Consider the following 15943-nt stretch of genomic DNA (forward strand, 5'->3'; position numbering starts at 1 on the left):
CCGGTCACTCGGCCGGGGCCTCCAACTCCCGCGCCCAGTCGGCGAAGAACTCCCGAACGGCGCCGACCTCGTCGGGCGGTACCGGAAGATCATCATCTTTCCAGCGCGGGAGAAAGCGGAACATCTCGGCAAGCACGCGCTCGTCGAATCCCTGGTCGACTTCAGCTGCCCGCCGGAGCAGGAACGCCTTGCCATAGCGCTCCGCGAGCGCATGGACATCCGTGAAGTCTCGCGCCTCAGCGCGGTCGAACAGGGCAACCAGCTTTCGGCCAGCAAGCTCTTCCGGGGCGAAGCTGGGGCCGATCACCGTGACCACCGCTGGACTTCCCGGCGCGGAATCCAGTGCCAGGTCTACAAGAACCCGTTCTGGCCCGATGATCTCCAAGCGGACGAACGTCGCGCCGTCCCGCGCTCTGCGCGAAGACCAGCCCTGCTCCGCGACAGCAGCTTCCAACGCGTCCCGGGCAGTGACGACGTCCGGCGCACGCGTCGTGAAGAAGTCCAAATCCTCGGTCGGGCGAACGATCAACTCCTGCGTGATCAGAGCAGCCCCGCCAGCAAGAAGAAACCCCTGCGACGCTGGAAGCCCGAAGAACAAGCGCGCGACATCGGCCTGAAACCCGGTCAGTGCGGATGACATCTACGACGCCATCTGGACAAGCGGCTCCCACAGCGCGCGGATGTCCCTGGGAACGACCAGCTCCGGCCACAGGTCGACGAGCAAGGCGCCGTCGATGTACTCGAGGATGTCATCGGCACCACCCTCACGAAGCACGACTTCGTAGCAGCGGCCACGATCGCCGCGATCCGAGAGGTCGGAAATCTTCCCCGGGTGGGACCAGTTCAGGTGCAACGGCAGGCGGACCGTCGCGAACGCCTTCCGGGGGTCGAGCCTGGGCAGCCGGGAAGGAACCGTGGCGATGCGCCCGCGCGAGACGACGTGGTCCACGAAGGAGATCGCGGGTTCCACGGTGAGCTGAAAGCCCGCAGCGGAGAGGAGCCTCTCCATGGTCTCCACCGTCGGCGACTTCCGGTCGTTCTCGTACGCGGACAACGTGGGACGCGACGTGCCCACGCGTTCAGCGAGCTCCTCCTGGCTGAGCCCAGCTTCCTGACGCACTCGAAGCAGCATGTGACCGGCGCTCATGCACCCAACAGTTACGTATCCGATCGGATACGTCAAGCGCGAACAGCGCTTGTGCCGCGGTGCCAGGATGTGGGCGTGGGGAAGCGGATCGGGTGGGCGGAGCTGCCGCGACACGTCCGCGCGGCCGTCGAGGAGATCATCGGCGCCCCTGTCGTCGAAGCGGTCTCGCAGAGCGGAGGTTTCTCGCCGGGCACTGCCGACCGCGTCCGGATGGCCGACGGAACGCGCGCGTTCGTCAAAGCAGTGGGCATTGAGCTGAACGACTTCAGCCCACAGCTGCACCGCCGCGAAGCGCGGGTGACGGCGGCACTGTCGCCGGAGATCCCCGCTCCGCGACTGCTCGGGTCGTACGACGACGGTGACTGGGTCGCCTTGGTGCTGGAGGACGTCGAGGGCCGACACCCGGCCACACCGTGGCTGCCCGACGAAGTGGATCGCGTTCTCGGCGCGCTCGCCGCAGTCGCGACATCGTCCGACGTGCCGGACCTGATCAGCGCGGAGGAGTCGCTGGCGGATGACTTCGCGGGATGGCAACAGATCTCCGCGAGTCCACCGGCCGACCTGGATTCGTGGGCGGCGCGGAACCTGGAGGCGCTGTGCGGGCTGGCCGATCGAGGGCTGGCGGCGACGAACGGGGACCACCTCGTGCACATGGACGTCCGGGCGGACAACGTCCTGCTCGGCGAAGGCGGTGCGGTGACGGTGGTCGACTGGCCGTGGGCATGCCGGGGCGCGGAGTGGCTCGACACCGCGCTTCTGCTGGTCAACGTGCGCCTGCACGGCGGCCACAACACGTCCGCTCTGCTCGCCGAGCACACCGCGAACGCCGACCTCGACGACGTCATAGCCTTCCTGGCAGGGGTCGCGGGGACCTTCCTCGACGCAGCACGCCAACCAGCACCTCCGGGGCTGCCGACCGTGCGAGCCTTCCAACGAGCCCAGGGCGATGCGGTGCTGTCCTGGGTGCGTGAACTGCTCGCCTGAGAAGCGGAGAAAACATGCCCCTGCACCACAACGACCTCACCGAGGGCTGGCTCCGTACCGGAGTCGCAGAGGGCATGACGTTGATCGTGCACTCGTCCCTGTCCAGTCTCGGAGAGGTCGACGGTGGCGCCGCCACGGTGGTGGAGAGTCTGCTTTCCGTTGTCGGCCCCGAAGGCACGGTCGTCACACCGGCGTTCACGCCGCACGTCACGGACCCGTCGCCCGAGCACCACGCCGTCCCGGACGACGAGCTGCTGCGACGACGAGCGGCCGTACCGCTGTTCCACCCGGACCTGCCCACCACGATGGGAGCCGTCGCCGAAGCACTGCGTGCGCGTCCCGACAGCGTCCGCAGCTCGCACCCCCAGGCATCCGTGGCAGCCGTCGGTGCCCGAGCGCAGGAGATCGTGAGCCGTCAACCCTTGGGGTTCGCCCTCGGGCACGACTCCCCGTTCGCGCGGCTGCACGACGTCGACGCCCGCATCCTGCTCATCGGCGTCGGGCACGACCGCAACAGCTTCCTGCACCACGTGGAGTCCCTGACCCCGGCTCCCAGGCTCAAGGTCCGTCGCTTCCCGTCGACCATCAACGAAGAACGGGTGTGGGTCGAGACCGTCGACGTCGGCGACGACAACGGCACGTTCTTCCCGCAGATCGGCCGCGAGTTCGAACAGCACGCGGGTGTACGACCCGTCACCGTCGGAAAAGCCGCCTGCGTGCTCGTCCCCACGAAGCCGTTCCGGGCGTTCGCCATCGCCCGCCTCACGGAACTGCTCGCGGCCCACCAGCGGGACACAGCACAATGAACACATGCCGACGTACGAGTTCCGCTGCCGCGAGTGTTCCGGGACGTTCGAGGTGAAGCGCCCGATGAGCGCGGCCTCGGACCCCGCGCAGTGCCCCGCCGGTCACCAGGACACGGTGAAGCTGCTGACCACGGTCGGCTTTGCCGGGTCAGCCAGTGCCGGGTCAGCAAGTGCCGCGGCGCCCGCGGGAGGCGGCGGGGGCGGGGGTTGCTGCGGTGGTGGCTGCTGCGGCTGATCCGCGCCTCAGCACCACACCACCGGGTTGCCGATCTTCACGGCCGCCTCGAACACGGTCGTGAGCGCCCGCACCTGGAACTCGAAGTCAGCCGCCGTGTACGCCTTGGCCCGGATGAGCAGCGTGCTCGCCCCGCCGCCGATGGTGGCGCCGATCCGCGTCTCACCGCGCTCGTCGCGATCCAGGTCGGCAAGCCACGCACCATCGCCGTCGACGCGCTGGCGGGTCCGGAGCGCGCGGAAGACCTCCCGCTCGCCCTCGACCACGAACAGGCCGCCGGAGTCCACGCCGAACCGACCGCCGGGCCCGATCGAGAAGAAGCCGCCGAACGCCGGGTTCTGCCGGGCGACCACCGCACCGGTGTCACCGTCGTACAGCTCGGCGCGCTCGCCGATCCGTTGGCAGGACACGAAATCCGCCAGCTCGACCAGCGCACGAGCGGCCACGTCCGGCTCCACGGTGCCGCCGTTGCCCGAGGGTAGGATCGACCGCAGCACGGGGAATCCGCCGACGGCACCCAGTGCCCACTGGAACTGCCGCACGCCGGACCACGTGCCGATCCGCTGCGAGGCGTACTCCATGTCCGAATGCTCGCAGCAGTCGACCCGCCAGCTGTCGAAGCGGCTGAACAGCTCCTCGTTGCCGTCGTAGTCCAGCTCCAGCGATGGCCCGTGCTCGTCCGGCACCACGATCAGCTCGCGCGGCACCGGGGGCGGCGTGGTGCGCCCCTCGACCCAGCACCGGCACAGGACGAACGCGTCCAACCCCATGCGGGCAACCTACTTGCGTTCCATGCGGCGCAGACCACCCCCTTCCGTCCACAGCTCGACGACGAGCCGGTTGCCCTCGACGTGGGTGTGCACGACCTCGTCGATGTCGATCAGGAACAGGTGCGACGGACCCGGAGGCGCCTCGCCCGCGCTCGCGTCGCTGATCTCCTTGTGGCGCACCGAGTCGGTGATCTCCACCGCGGTACCGGAGAGCTTGGCGTCGCCGGTCCAGGACTCGCCGCCGTTCCCCGTTCCGCTGTGCACCGCGCAGCGCGGATCGCGTTGCAGGTCGATCGCCTTGCGGGACCGCCACATCGCACCGAGCCACAGCTGCCCGTCGACGAACTCGACCTCGGTGCCGCTGATCCTGGGTGATCCGTCCCGGCGCAGCGTCGCGATGGTCTTGTTCGTGTGCGCGTCGAAGCTGTCCCGCACGCGCCGCGCGAACTGCGGAGCGGAAGCCTCGACGTCCGACCAAGTTGCCATGACCCCGAAGCTAGAACAGACCCCTGACAGTCTCCGGGGTCAGGCCGTGTAGTCGCGGAAACCCTTGCCGGTCTTGCGCCCCAGCCGCCCCGCCGTGACCAGGTGCTCCAGCAGCGGAGCGGGCGAGAACCCGGCCTCGCGGAACTCCAGGTACAGCTCGCGCTGGATCGCCAGCGCCACGTCCAGCCCCACCACGTCCAGCAGCGCGAACGGCCCCATCGGCAGGCCGCAGCCGATGGCCATCGCGCCGTCGATGTCGTCGGCGTCGGCGTAGTGCGCCTCCAGCATCCGAACGGCGTCGTTGAGGTAGGGGAACAGCAACGCGTTGACGATGAAGCCCGCGCGATCGCCGCAGCTCACCGCGTGCTTGCCCAGCCTCGCGCACACCGCGCGCGCCGTCGCGAGCACATCGGGGGACGTCGAGATCGTGTGCACCACCTCGACCAGCTTCATCACCTGAGCGGGGTTGAAGAAGTGCAGCCCGACCACGTCGGCGGGGCGCGAGGTCGCCGCGGCGCACTCGATCACCGGGAGCGAGGAGGTCGTGGTCGCGAGCACCGCGCCCGGCTTGCACACCTCGTCCAGCGCGCCGAAGACGGCCTTCTTGACCTCCAGCTCCTCTGCGACGGCCTCGACGACCAGGTCGCAGTCGGCGAAGTCGTCGAAGCTGGTCGTGGTCCGGATGCGCGCGAGCGCGGCGTCACGCTGCTCTTCGGTGAGCTTTCCGCGCAGCACGGCCTTGTTCAGCGACCGACGCACCGTCTCCAGCGCCGCGTTCGCCTTCACCTCGCTGCGCGCACGCATCACGACGTCGTTGCCCGCCTTGGCGAACACCTCGACGATGCCCGCCGCCATGGTGCCCGTGCCGACGACTCCGACCCGCTGCACCTCGCGCGCGCGACCGCCCAGCACGGCATCGCCCGGTGTCTGCGCGTCAGGCACCACGACCGGCGAATCGATGTCGTCGTAGGTGTAGAAACCGCGCCCGGACTTCCGCCCGAGCAGGCCGGCGGTGATCATCTGCTTAAGCACGGGAGCCGGTGCGTGCAGGCGGTTGCGCGACTGGTGGTACATCGTGTCGAGGATCTCGTAGGCCGTGTCCAGGCCCATCAGGTCCAGCAGCTGCAACGGTCCCATCGGGTAGCCGCAGCCGAAGCGCATCGCCGCGTCGATGTCCTCGCGCGAGGCGTAGCGCGACTCGAACATGCGAACGGCGTGGTTGAGGTAGCCGAACAGCAGCGCGTTGGCGATGAAGCCCGCGCGGTCGCCGATCACCACGGGCACCTTGCCCAGGTGCTCGACGAAGGCGACCACGTCGGTGATCACCTCCGGCTCGGTGACCACCGTGCGCACGACCTCGACCAGCTTGAGCACGGGCGCCGGGTTGAAGAAGTGCATCCCGACGACCTTGCCCGGCCGCTTCGTGACGACGGACAGCTCGGTGACCGACAGCGAGGAGGTGTTGGACGCCAGCACGACCTCGGGGCGGCACACGCGGTCCAGTTCGGCGAAGACCGCCGCCTTCAGTTCCTTCCGCTCCGGCACCGCCTCGATCACCAGATCGACATCGGCGAGATCGGAAAGCGTTGTGGTGTAGCGGATCCGGCCGAACAGCTCGCTCTGGTCACCGCTGGAGAGCTTCTCCCGCAGCACCGCGCGCGTTGTGGAGTGCTCCAGGTGCGCCCGTCCGCGCAGCACCGCGTCCTCGTCCAGCTCCACGGCCACGACCCGGAGCCCGGTGCGGGCCAGCACCTCGGCGATGCCCGCCCCCATCGTGCCGAGTCCGACAACTCCGACCGTGCCAATGCGAGTCACGAGCTACCTCCCACGCCGTCGGGGAACCGGAGAGCGCAGGGAGCGAGCACGCTACGCGCCGGTAACTTCACGTGATAGTGCCACGTTCGACGAGGTGAGCGCCGTGAGCTTCGCCACGGCGAGCGCGGAGAGTCACATGGCGGGCATCTTCGAGGCGAGCAGCTCCGCACCGGCGCGCGCCTTCTGGCACGCGGCCTCGGGACCGGCCTGGGTGATCGACATGACGCTGAGCGCCTCCTTCTTGCCGGGGAGCTGCGTCTCGAAGGGGATGTGCGAGACCTCGATCGTGCAGGTGCCGGGCATGCCGGGCGCGGAGAACGGCAGCTGGACGGCGGCGGCGGGCCTGCCCCCGATCGGCGGGACCGACTTCACCATCTCGTTGTTCACGGCCGAGGTGAGGACGACGTCGACCAGCAAGGCGTCGGTCTTGGTGGACTTCGGGTCAAGGGTCCACAGGCAGTTGCGGATGCTGGGGCCCTGGTGGCGCGGCGGGGTGCCGCCGGTGACCGCGGTCACCACGTCGGGGGTGACCAGGCCACAGGCGTCCACGTTCACCAGCGAGTTGGCGGGGACCGAGCGGCGCGTGATCTGCCCGGCGCGCATCACCTTCAGCGCGCTGGAGAGCACGGTCTCCGCGGACTCGCACGGGTCGGCCTGGGTGGAGTTGTTCCTCGTCGTGACCTCGACCTCGATCATCGACTTGTCCTTGAAGAGCGCGCGGCGGGTGCAGATCCTCGGCTCCTGGGAGGAGTAGACCTCGAAGTCATCGCGCGACTCCTTGGTCATCGGCCCCCTGTCCCCGGTCGAGGCCCTCTCCTCGTCGACGTAGACCATTCCGGAGTTGAGCGCGATGTCGACGACGCCGAGGTTCGGGGCCCTCTCGGCGGGGTCCTTGGGCGGTTCGCCCGCCCAGACCTCGATGCCGAAGGTGCAGGTGTCGATCTTGGTCTTGCCGCCGATGTAGTTGACCTTCTTGCCCAGCGTGTCCTGCGCGTCCTTCGGGAACAGCGCGCACGGGTCGACCTCCCTGCGCGCGTTCAGCTCGCCGAGCCCGGCGACCGGACCGGTGCCAGCGTCGATCTTGCTCTTGGCCTTCTTGCCCTTCTCCTCGGCTCCCGGAGCGGCTACGGGTTCACCGGGCACCGCCGAGGTGCACGCGGCCGTCAGTGCGATGGACGCCACGACGACGGTGGCGAGGAAACGAGACCTCCAGCTGGACATGGGCGGCATGCTAGAGCGTCACGGAGCGCGGGGCAGCTTCGACCACACCTTTGCCGCCAGTTCCACGGCCGTCGCGCACAGCTGACGGGGCTGCTGGTCCGCGAAGACGACGAGCGCGATCGTCTCCACCTTGTCCCGCGCGAAGCCGATGTGCTGCGTGGCGACGCGGCAACCCGGCGGCAGCGGCGCCTCGGCGGGCTCGGCGCGGACCTCGGTCGCCCGCCCTGCCACGTCGCGCGCGTCGACGAGCCGCTGCGAACTCACGCCGATGTTCAGCACGACCCCGGTGTAGTCGGGTTTGCCCGCGCCCCAACGACAGTTGTGCCGGTTCGGCCCGTGCCTCGGCTCGGCACCGCCCGCGATCACGGCGACCTGTTCGCCGGTCAGCAGCTCGCACGGGTCGACGTGCAACCACGAACTCGGCGAAGCCGGGAAGAACCGGTATTTCCCGTGCAACACGGAGGAAACGACGGAGTCGGCGAGCGCGGCCGCGATGGAGCACGAGTCGGTTCTGGCTCCGTCCTTGGGAACCGCGTTCACCTGGACGTAGCGAAGGTCGGGAAAGACGACGTTGGCCGCGCAGGTGTCCTCGTACGGCACGGGTTCGCCCACGCGCAGCGCGCCGCGCCGGGTGAACGCGGTGCCGAGCGAGGACAGTTCCCGCTCGTCGGAGAGCCGGTTGTCGGTCATCACCCCGAGGTAGACGGTGCCGCCGCCGGGCTGCGCGAGCGGGATCTCGCAGGCGCTGAGGTCGAAGGCCTCGATCCGCTCCGGCGGGATGCCGTAGTGCCCGGGCAGCGCCGGGTCGACGAAGCCGCACGGGTCCACGCGGTGCCAGTCGGTGACCGTCCCCGCCCGCGCGTCCGAGTGGACCGCGGCGGGCGGGTCGGGCGCCGCACAACCGCTGAGCAGCAGCGCTCCCACCAGGCAGATTCCCCCGAACCCCATGCGGCCGACACTAGGTCAGCCGCCGCGGGCCCGCACCCGGTCGTTCCTCCTCGCCGAAACCGGATTCGAGCAGCTCAGCGAGGGCGTCGACGGCCTTCTGCGCGTCGCGGCCAACCGCCCGGACGAGTAACTCGTCACCGCCCCGCGCGCCGAGTCCCATCAGCGCGAGCACGCTGCGCGCGTCGACCTCCTGGTCGCCGTGCCGGATCGAGACCTCGACGTCCAGCTCGGCGACCGCTCGGGCGGTCAGCGCGGCGGGCCTCGCGTGCATGCCGAGCTCGTTGCGCAGCACGAAGGTCCGCTCCAGCAGGCCGTCACCCCCGCCGTAGACGTGCCGGTCGAGGTCCATCTCGTCGAAGGCCTCGCCCTGCACGAAGGCGTGCGCCATGGCCGCGGCGGAACCGACCGCGTCGAGGTCCGCCCCGCCCTGCGCGCACACCGCCGCGGCGACCGCGCCCTCGACCAGCGGGGCGTCGGCGACGATGGCGCGGATCGGCGTGGTGAGCGATTCGACGGCCAGCTCAGCGGTCATCTGCGCGCTGCCGAGGTCGTAGAGCAGCACCACTCCGGCCCCGGAATCGGCGCGCTCCAACGCGGCTGACACGCAGTCGAAGTCCGTGCCCAGTCCGCCGTCCTCGGTGCCGCCCGCAGGCATGATCCGCACGTCAGGGGCCATCTGGGCAGCCAGCTCCGTCACACCCGCCGCCAGCGCGGCGCTGTGCGAGACGATGACCAAGCCGACTCTCACCAACTACCCCCCGTCACTGTCGCTGGGTCCGGGAAGCCGCGTCCGCCAGTGCGCGCAGCAGCACAGCCGTGGACCGTGCGCCGGGGTCGAGGTGGCCCGCGCTGCGCTCGCCGAGGTAGGAGGCGCGGCCCTTGCGCGCGACGAGCGGGACCGTCGCCGCCGCTCCTGCCGCGGCCGCGTCCGCCGCTGCCATGAGCACGTCGGCGATCCCCGCGTCCACAGTGGACCGTGCGGCCGCGACGGCCGGGGTGAGCGCGTCGACCATCGTCTTGTCGCCGGGTGCCGCTTTCCCTCGCGCCACAACGCCTTCGAGGGCGGCTTCGAGGGCGGTCGCGGCCATGCGACCGTCCACTTCGGACACGTCGCCGAGCGCGGTCGCCGCGCGCAGGAAGGCCGTGCCGTAGAGCGGCCCCGCCGCGCCGCCGACCGTGGAGATCAGCGTCGTCGCGGTCACCTTCAGCACCGCCGCGGGGCTGTCGAAGCCGCCGCCGTCGAGCTTGGCCACCACGGCGGTGAACCCCCGGTGCAGGTTCTCGCCGTGGTCGCCGTCGCCGATCACGCGGTCCAGCTCGACCAGCTCGTCACGGTGCTCGATGACCTTCTCCGCCGCCACGCGGACCGCGGCGGTGACTTCTTCGACGGAGCAACCCATTCAGCACCCCCAGCGCAGCGCCGCGGTGTGCACCGGCGCGTCCCACAAGTCGATCAGCTCGTCGTCGAGCCCGCACAGCGTCAGGCTCATCCCCTGCATCTCCAGGCTGGTCACGTACGGCCCGACCAGTCTCCGTTCCACCGTGATCCCGCGCTCGGCGAGCAGGCGCTCCGCGATGCCGTGCGCCAGGTAGAGCTCCAGCTGCGGTGTCCCGCCCATCGAGTTGGTGAACAGCAGAACCCGCTTGAAGGACAGGTCCTCGGTGATCGCGTCGACGAGGCGGCGCACGATGCCGTCGGCGGGCTCCAGGGGCAGGCGCTCGCGCCCGGGCTCGCCGTGGATGCCGATGCCGATCTCCATCTCGTCGTCGGCGAGGGTGAAGCTCGGTTCGCCGACGTGCGGCACGGTGCACGCGGTGAGTGCCATGCCGAGCGAGCGGGTGCCCGCGACCACGCGCTGGGCCAGCCGCTCGCAGGTGTCCAGGTCCGCCCCGCGCTCGGCGGCGGCTCCGACGATCTTTTCGACGAGCAGCGTTCCGCCGACACCGCGCCTGCCCGCCGTGTACAGCGAGTCCTTCACCGCGACGTCGTCATCGACCAGCACCGTGCGGACGTCGATGCCCTCCGCCATGGCGAACTCGGCCGCGGTCTCGAAGTTGAGCACGTCGCCGGTGTAGTTCTTCACGATCAGCAGCACGCCCGCGCCGCCGTGCACGGCCTCGATCGCGGCCTGCACCTGATCGGGCGTCGGGGAGGTGAACACCGGTCCGGGGCAGGCGGCGTGCAGCATTCCCCTGCCGACGAAGCCGCCGTGCAGCGGCTCGTGCCCGGAGCCACCGCCGGAGACGATCGCGACGCGTCCGGCGACCGGGGCGTCCGCGCGCAGGATCGCGGCCGGATCGGTGCGGACGGTCAGCAGGTCCGGATGGGCCGCCGCCATCCCGCGCAGCGCTTCGGCGACCACCGCCGCCGGATCGTTGATGATCTTCTTCACCGCAGCCCTCCTTGCCCGCCCGGAAAAGTGACCCGCCCCGCATTGATACCCGCCGCGGGCGCAGTGGGAAAGCACACGCGCCGCTGGTGTTGATCACGACCTCTGGTTAGCCTCCCCTAACTTCGGGTGTGACCGGCGTGGTCACCCCGCGCAGAAGGAGTACGTCGTGCGCAGCAGGATCCCCGTCATCGCCGCCGTCGCGGCGCTCTCCCTCCTCGTCGGCGCTTGCGCGACCGGCAAACCCGCAGGCGACCAGCCCGCAGTGGCCCAGGGCGGCTCCGAGTTCGCCAAGGCCGCCGAGGAGAGCGCCAAGTTCGGCACCGACGCCGCTTCCGGGGTCTTCCCGCGCACCATCAAGCACGCGATGGGGAGCACCGTGCTGCAGAAGCGCCCGGAACGGGTGATCGTGCTCGACGGCGGCGAGCTCGACAACGTGGTCGCGCTCGGCGTCAAACCGGTCGGCGTCGCCTACACCGAGGGCTCCCCCGCGATGCCCGGCTACCTCGCGGCCAAGGCGGGCGAGCCGACCAACGTCGGCACCATCAACGCGCTGAAGCTGGAGGCGATCAAGGGCCTGCGCCCCGACCTGATCCTGGGCTCGCGGCTGCGCGCCGAGCAGCTCTACCCCAAGCTCGCCGAGATCGCCCCGACCGTGTTCAGCCTGCGGCCCGGGTTCACCTGGAAGGAGAACTTCCGGCTCAACGCCGCCGCGCTCGACCGCACCGCCGACGCCACCGCCCAGCTCACCGATTACACCCGCCGCGCCAAGGAGATCGGCGCACTGGCGGAGCAGAAGCTCGGCAAGCGCCCCACCATCTCCATGGTCCGCTTCATGCCCGGCCGCATCCGCCTCTACGCGGCCAAGTCCTTCATCGGCACGATCCTCGTCGACGCCGGGCTGCCCCGGCCCACCGGCCAGGAGGTCGAGGACCTCGCCGTCGAGGTCAGCACCGAGCAGATCGGCAAGGCCGACGGCGACTGGATCTTCGTCGGCACCTACGGCGACCCCGCCAAGACGCAGCAGTCCACCATCGTCGACGGCCCCGTCTGGAAGCAGCTCGGCGCCGCCAAGGCCAACCACGTCCGCACCGTCTCCGACGAAACCTGGTTCCTCGGCCTCGGCTCCCTCGGCGCCACCGAAGTCCTCAACGACCTCACCACCCTCCTCACGCGCTGAATGACTCATTGAGGTACTTGAGGGTCCTAAATGAGTCATTCAGGACCCTCAACGCTACAAACGGTCCATTGGGAACTTGTCCACATCTCGACCGGCTGTCCACAGAATGCGGCTTCCCGGCACATTCACCCGAGAACTGGGCTGACGATGGTTCCATGCGTCGAGGATTCTGGGCAGCAGATGCCGAACTGATCTACCGCAGGAGCAGCCGGGGCGTCATCCGCGCCGCCACGCTCATCGAGATGGGGATGTCATCGCGGAGTGTCTACGCTCGCTGCCGGGCGGGCGGTCCTTGGCGACGCATGCTCCCCGGCGTGATCCTGCTCAGTCCCGGACCACCGTCCGTGGAGCAGCGGATAGCCGCTGCGCTGCTGTACGCACGCCAAGACGCCTTGGTCACGGGGCGCGAGGCATGTCGACTGCACGGCCTACGACAGCTGCCGGAATCCGAGAAGGTCCACCTCCTCATGAGCAGCTTCCGCAAACGGATCAGCAGCGAGTTCGTCATCGTGGAAAGGACGACACGACTGCCGCGTCCCCAGATCAAGGGCGGCTTCCCGGTCGCACCCCTGGCGCGGGCGGTCCTGGACACGTCGAGACGGCTGAGAACCCTGGACCCGGCACGTGCGCTGCTTGCTGAGGCTGTCCAACGCGGTCGCTGTCAGATGTCGGACCTCGACCACGAACTCGCTGAGGGAAGCCAACGAGGTTCGGCGGTTCCGCGCCGAGTGTTGGCCACCATCGGCCTTGGTGCCAGGTCTGTCGCGGAGATCGACGCGATGCGGTTGTGGGAACAAAGTGGGCTTCCGAAGGCGCAGTGGAACGTGCCCGTCCACGACACCAACGGCGTGCTCATCGGAGTTCCCGACGCGTGGTGCGTTGAGGCATCACTGGCCTGGGAAATCGACTCCTACGAGTTCCACCTCAACCCAAAGGACTACGCGAGGACACTCCAGCGGAACACGCGATACGCCATGGCTGGTATCCATGTGGTGCAAACACTTCCTAGCCGCCTCAGATCCGCACCAGAGGATGTCATCGCCGAATTGAGGCGAGCCTACAACGCCGCCGTGATCCGCTCAGCCGGAACAGGCTGAGGCCCCCGTAATCCCTGAATGACTCATTCAGGACGCTCAACTCCCCGAATGAGTCATTGAGCGCGCTCAAGTACCTGAATGAGTCATTCAGGGCTGAAGCCGGGGGCTGGGGCCGAAGGGAGGGGTCAGCGGCGGTAGAGGAGGCGGGTGAGGCGGACCAGGCGGCGGAGGGTGCCGTTGGCGCGGGCGAAGGTGTTGGGCTGCAAGGGGGCCCAGAAGCGGCGGCGGGTGACGGATTGGGGGCGGGCGAACTCGCGGAGGCCGTCGGCGCCGTGGATGCGGCCGAAGCCGGAGTCGCCGACGCCGCCGAAGGGGAGGGAGGCGATGCCTGCGAAGGAGACGACGCCGTTGACCGAGACCATGCCGCAGCGCAGGCGGCGGGCCAGCTCGGGGCCTCGGGAGCGGGAGAAGACGGTGGCGCCGAGGCCGTAACGGGTGGCGTTGGCCAGCTCGACGGCTTCGTCCACAGTGGACACGCGGTTGATCGTGAGGGTGGGCCCGAAGGTCTCCTCGGTGATCGCGGCGGAGTCCTCGGGCACGTCGGCGAGCACGACGGGCTCGACGTACGGCGGGCGCACGGAGTCGAGGCCGCCGACGAGCGCGCGGCCGCCCTTGTCGAGCGCGTCGGCGATGTGCGACCGGATGATGCCGACCTGCTCGGGCATGGTGATCGGACCGAGGTGCGCGGTGGCCTGGCCGCCGGGCTTGAGCTTGCGGGCGCGGCGCACGACGAGCTCGGTGAAGCGGTCGGCGACGGAGTCGACGACGTACACGCGCTCGACGCCGACGCAGGTCTGCCCGGCGTTGGACATGGCGCCCCACACGGCGGCCTCGGCGGCGGCCTCCAGGTCGGCGTCGGAGTCCACGATCAGCGGGTCCTTGCCGCCGCACTCCACCAGGACGGGGGTCAGCGACTCCGCGCACGCGGCCATCACGCGCTTGCCGGTGGCGGTCGAACCGGTGAAGGCGACCTTGTCGACGCCCGAGCGACAGAGCGCCGCGCCGGTGGCGCCGAAGCCGGTGACGACGGTCAGCACCGGGTGCTCGGGGACGACCTCGGCGAAGGTCGACGCGAGCCACTCGCCGACGCCGGGGGTCAGCTCGCTGGGCTTGAACACCACGGCGTTGCCGGCGGCGAGCGCGTAGGCGATCGACCCCATCGGGGTGAAGGCCGGGTAGTTCCACGGGCCGATCACGCCGACGACGCCCATCGGCAGGTACTCCACCGTCGCCGCCTGGTTGAACATCAGCTTGCCCGGGGAGACGCGGCGGCGGCGCAGCACCTTCTCCGCGTTGCGCGCGGCCCAGTGCAGGTGGTCGACGACCAGGACGAGTTCCAGGCGCGCGTCGTCCAGCGGTTTGCCGGTCTCCGCGCAGACCAGCTCCACGATGTCGTCGAGCCTGCGAAGGATGAGCGCGCGCCACGCGTCCAGCCGCCGTTTGCGCTCGGCGTGGTCGAGGCCGCCCCACCACTGCGCGGCGGTGCGCGCGCGGGTGGCCGCGGCACGGACCTCGATCGGGGAGTGCACCCGGTGCTTGCCGATCACCTCAGCGGTGCGCGGATCCAGGGAGGTGAACCACTGCTCGTCGGCCTGCTGGGACACGGCTCGGCTCATCGCGATCTCCCCGTCCGTTCAGAAAACCTTTCGGTTACCAAACAGTACGCAACACTTCGGCGCCAAGGGGAGACCCTCTGTGACCGGCCCCACAGCCCACGGCTACGGCTTGGGGAGCTTGGGCACCAGCGCCTTGGCCACGGTGGTGGCCTTCGCGCAGAGGTCGATGTCGACGCCCTTCTTCGTGTTGTCGACGCTGACCGTGGCGACCTCGCCCTTGCCGTCGGTGGTCGCCTTGTGCAGCCACTCGATCTTGCACGAGTTGCCGAAGCTGTCGTCCTTGCGCTGGTAGGCGGTGACCCCCTCGATGGTCACGACCTCGGCCTTCTTGTTCGCGCTGCTGTTCTTGGGGTCGGTGTTCTCGGCGAACTCGATCCCGAAGGACAGGCTGTCCCGCCGCCAGTTGCACCGGTACAGGTCGTAGGGGGTCATCGACGGCGTGCCGCCGAGCACCTCGGTCGCGGTCACCGGGGAGAAGATCGCGCAGGGGTCGACCGAGGTGAGCGAGCCCTTGTTGCCCTGGGGGCGCAGCGGCGCGTTGGTCCGGATGCGGTTGATCGCGGACTCGTTGAGCCGCCTGCCCACGTCGCAGGAGTCACCCTCGTAGTCGACCTGGGCGACGATGCCCAGCACCACGGAGCCCTCCTGGACGACCGACTTGACGAAGCAGGTCGTGGTCGAGGTGGACTCGACGGTGGTGAGCCCGGCCAGCTTGGTGGTCTTGGCGGTGTCGGAGATGAGGACGTTCTGGCCGAGGCGCAGCGTGATGCTCAGCCGCTTGCCAGCGCCGTCCTTCATGTAGTTGCCGCAGTCGGAGAGCGCGACGGCCCTGCTGGAGGCCGGGACGCCGAACGCTGACAGCGTCTGCGTGTCCATCAGCGCGCACGGGTCGACGGCGCGCAGGCGCTCCGGGGCGAACACGGGTTCTACCGGCCGCGGCGGCGTGTTGGGCTGCGGCTTCTGGACCACCTTGGCGGGGACGACCGTCCTCGGGTGGTTGACCTTCGCCAGGTCGGCCTGGCTCCCGCATCCGGCGAGCAGGAATGCCCCGGACAGGGCGATTGCCGTCCACACGGTTCTGGCTGGGCTGCGCACGAGGTGCACGGTAGCGACCCCGTCGGACACGCGTGCAGGGAACCTCATGATCAGCGCCATTTCAATACGGAGAGTGCGCGATGTCACGGAGAGGTTCGGAAACGATCCAGAAGCTCCTGGCGATGTACCGGGTGGAAGCACCCAGTACATCGC

At 69.6% G+C, this 15943-nt stretch carries 17 protein-coding genes; 5 read left to right on the forward strand and 12 right to left on the reverse strand.

The annotated features are described in order from the left end of the window. Positions 1 to 4: 4 nt before the first annotated feature. Both ABD798_RS31100 and ABD798_RS31105 read right to left on the reverse strand, forming a co-directional pair. Positions 5 to 640: a nucleotidyl transferase AbiEii/AbiGii toxin family protein gene (locus tag ABD798_RS31100; RefSeq protein ID WP_344882777.1), complete on the reverse strand. Its 636-nt coding sequence runs from the start codon at positions 638 to 640 to the stop codon at positions 5 to 7. Further along, positions 641 to 1147, reverse strand: a complete 507-nt coding sequence (locus tag ABD798_RS31105; RefSeq protein ID WP_344882780.1) for a helix-turn-helix transcriptional regulator — start codon at positions 1145 to 1147, stop codon at positions 641 to 643. Positions 1148 to 1222: 75 nt separating this feature from the next. Here ABD798_RS31105 and ABD798_RS31110 point away from each other — a divergent pair, with 75 nt between their 5' ends. From ABD798_RS31110 to ABD798_RS31120, 3 genes are read left to right on the forward strand one after another with little or no spacing between them, the layout of a single operon-like run. Next, the gene (locus ABD798_RS31110; protein WP_344882783.1) at positions 1223 to 2131 is read left to right on the forward strand and encodes a phosphotransferase; all 909 of its coding nucleotides are present in this window, start codon (positions 1223 to 1225) and stop codon (positions 2129 to 2131) included. A gap of 14 nt (positions 2132 to 2145) precedes the next feature. Further along, positions 2146 to 2937: an AAC(3) family N-acetyltransferase gene (locus tag ABD798_RS31115; protein WP_344882786.1), complete on the forward strand. Its 792-nt coding sequence runs from the start codon at positions 2146 to 2148 to the stop codon at positions 2935 to 2937. Between the two features lie 4 nt (positions 2938 to 2941). Further along, positions 2942 to 3172 (forward strand): FmdB family zinc ribbon protein, encoded by a 231-nt coding sequence (locus tag ABD798_RS31120; RefSeq protein WP_344882789.1) that lies wholly within the window; start codon positions 2942 to 2944, stop codon positions 3170 to 3172. 8 nt (positions 3173 to 3180) lie between these two features. Here ABD798_RS31120 and ABD798_RS31125 read toward each other — a convergent pair whose 3' ends face one another. From ABD798_RS31125 to dhaK, 8 genes are all read right to left on the reverse strand, one after another. After that, complete coding sequence (locus ABD798_RS31125; protein WP_344882792.1) at positions 3181 to 3942, reverse strand: hypothetical protein; 762 nt, start codon at positions 3940 to 3942, stop codon at positions 3181 to 3183. A gap of 9 nt (positions 3943 to 3951) precedes the next feature. Continuing rightward, positions 3952 to 4428: a pyridoxamine 5'-phosphate oxidase family protein gene (locus tag ABD798_RS31130; protein ID WP_344882795.1), complete on the reverse strand. Its 477-nt coding sequence runs from the start codon at positions 4426 to 4428 to the stop codon at positions 3952 to 3954. Between the two features lie 39 nt (positions 4429 to 4467). Continuing rightward, on the reverse strand, positions 4468 to 6243 hold the full coding sequence (locus ABD798_RS31135) for a 3-hydroxyacyl-CoA dehydrogenase family protein (protein ID WP_344882798.1): 1776 nt from the start codon (positions 6241 to 6243) through the stop codon (positions 4468 to 4470). 132 nt (positions 6244 to 6375) lie between these two features. Then, on the reverse strand, positions 6376 to 7464 hold the full coding sequence (locus ABD798_RS31140) for a DUF3558 family protein (RefSeq protein WP_344882801.1): 1089 nt from the start codon (positions 7462 to 7464) through the stop codon (positions 6376 to 6378). A gap of 18 nt (positions 7465 to 7482) precedes the next feature. Beyond that, positions 7483 to 8412 (reverse strand): DUF3558 family protein, encoded by a 930-nt coding sequence (locus ABD798_RS31145; protein WP_344882804.1) that lies wholly within the window; start codon positions 8410 to 8412, stop codon positions 7483 to 7485. A gap of 10 nt (positions 8413 to 8422) precedes the next feature. Then, on the reverse strand, positions 8423 to 9160 hold the full coding sequence (dhaM, locus tag ABD798_RS31150) for a dihydroxyacetone kinase phosphoryl donor subunit DhaM (RefSeq protein ID WP_344882807.1): 738 nt from the start codon (positions 9158 to 9160) through the stop codon (positions 8423 to 8425). A 13-nt stretch (positions 9161 to 9173) separates the two neighbouring features. Beyond that, positions 9174 to 9812, reverse strand: a complete 639-nt coding sequence (gene dhaL / locus ABD798_RS31155) for a dihydroxyacetone kinase subunit DhaL (protein WP_344882810.1) — start codon at positions 9810 to 9812, stop codon at positions 9174 to 9176. Beyond that, positions 9813 to 10805: a dihydroxyacetone kinase subunit DhaK gene (dhaK, locus tag ABD798_RS31160; RefSeq protein ID WP_344882813.1), complete on the reverse strand. Its 993-nt coding sequence runs from the start codon at positions 10803 to 10805 to the stop codon at positions 9813 to 9815. Between the two features lie 166 nt (positions 10806 to 10971). Between dhaK and ABD798_RS31165 the strand changes: the two genes are divergently transcribed. Both ABD798_RS31165 and ABD798_RS31170 read left to right on the forward strand, forming a co-directional pair. Next, the gene (locus tag ABD798_RS31165; RefSeq protein WP_344882816.1) at positions 10972 to 11982 is read left to right on the forward strand and encodes an ABC transporter substrate-binding protein; all 1011 of its coding nucleotides are present in this window, start codon (positions 10972 to 10974) and stop codon (positions 11980 to 11982) included. A gap of 314 nt (positions 11983 to 12296) precedes the next feature. Then, positions 12297 to 13079: a hypothetical protein gene (locus tag ABD798_RS31170; protein ID WP_344882819.1), complete on the forward strand. Its 783-nt coding sequence runs from the start codon at positions 12297 to 12299 to the stop codon at positions 13077 to 13079. A gap of 125 nt (positions 13080 to 13204) precedes the next feature. Here the strand turns inward: ABD798_RS31170 and ABD798_RS31175 are convergent, their stop codons facing one another. Together ABD798_RS31175 and ABD798_RS31180 are read right to left on the reverse strand one after the other, a co-directional pair. Then, positions 13205 to 14695 carry an aldehyde dehydrogenase family protein gene (locus ABD798_RS31175; protein WP_344882823.1) on the reverse strand — a complete coding sequence of 497 codons (1491 nt, stop codon included), beginning with the start codon at positions 14693 to 14695 and terminating at the stop codon, positions 13205 to 13207. 102 nt (positions 14696 to 14797) lie between these two features. Then, the gene (locus tag ABD798_RS31180; protein WP_344882826.1) at positions 14798 to 15790 is read right to left on the reverse strand and encodes a DUF3558 family protein; all 993 of its coding nucleotides are present in this window, start codon (positions 15788 to 15790) and stop codon (positions 14798 to 14800) included. Positions 15791 to 15943 lie beyond the last annotated feature (153 nt).

The organism is Allokutzneria multivorans (assembly GCF_039537405.1).
GTDB lineage: Bacteria > Actinomycetota > Actinomycetes > Mycobacteriales > Pseudonocardiaceae > Allokutzneria > Allokutzneria multivorans.

Bases quoted from the DNA above. Each gene is read 5' to 3' on its own strand.
- ABD798_RS31100 (WP_344882777.1), bottom strand. From the start codon at position 640: ATGTCATCCGCACTGACCGGGTTTCAGGCCGATGTCGCGCGCTTGTTC.
- ABD798_RS31105 (WP_344882780.1), bottom strand. From the start codon at position 1,147: ATGAGCGCCGGTCACATGCTGCTTCGAGTGCGTCAGGAAGCTGGGCTC.
- ABD798_RS31115 (WP_344882786.1), top strand. From the start codon at position 2,146: ATGCCCCTGCACCACAACGACCTCACCGAGGGCTGGCTCCGTACCGGA.
- ABD798_RS31120 (WP_344882789.1), top strand. From the start codon at position 2,942: ATGCCGACGTACGAGTTCCGCTGCCGCGAGTGTTCCGGGACGTTCGAG.
- ABD798_RS31125 (WP_344882792.1), bottom strand. From the start codon at position 3,942: ATGGGGTTGGACGCGTTCGTCCTGTGCCGGTGCTGGGTCGAGGGGCGC.
- ABD798_RS31130 (WP_344882795.1), bottom strand. From the start codon at position 4,428: ATGGCAACTTGGTCGGACGTCGAGGCTTCCGCTCCGCAGTTCGCGCGG.
- ABD798_RS31140 (WP_344882801.1), bottom strand. From the start codon at position 7,464: ATGTCCAGCTGGAGGTCTCGTTTCCTCGCCACCGTCGTCGTGGCGTCC.
- ABD798_RS31145 (WP_344882804.1), bottom strand. From the start codon at position 8,412: ATGGGGTTCGGGGGAATCTGCCTGGTGGGAGCGCTGCTGCTCAGCGGT.
- dhaL (WP_344882810.1), bottom strand. From the start codon at position 9,812: ATGGGTTGCTCCGTCGAAGAAGTCACCGCCGCGGTCCGCGTGGCGGCG.
- ABD798_RS31175 (WP_344882823.1), bottom strand. From the start codon at position 14,695: ATGAGCCGAGCCGTGTCCCAGCAGGCCGACGAGCAGTGGTTCACCTCC.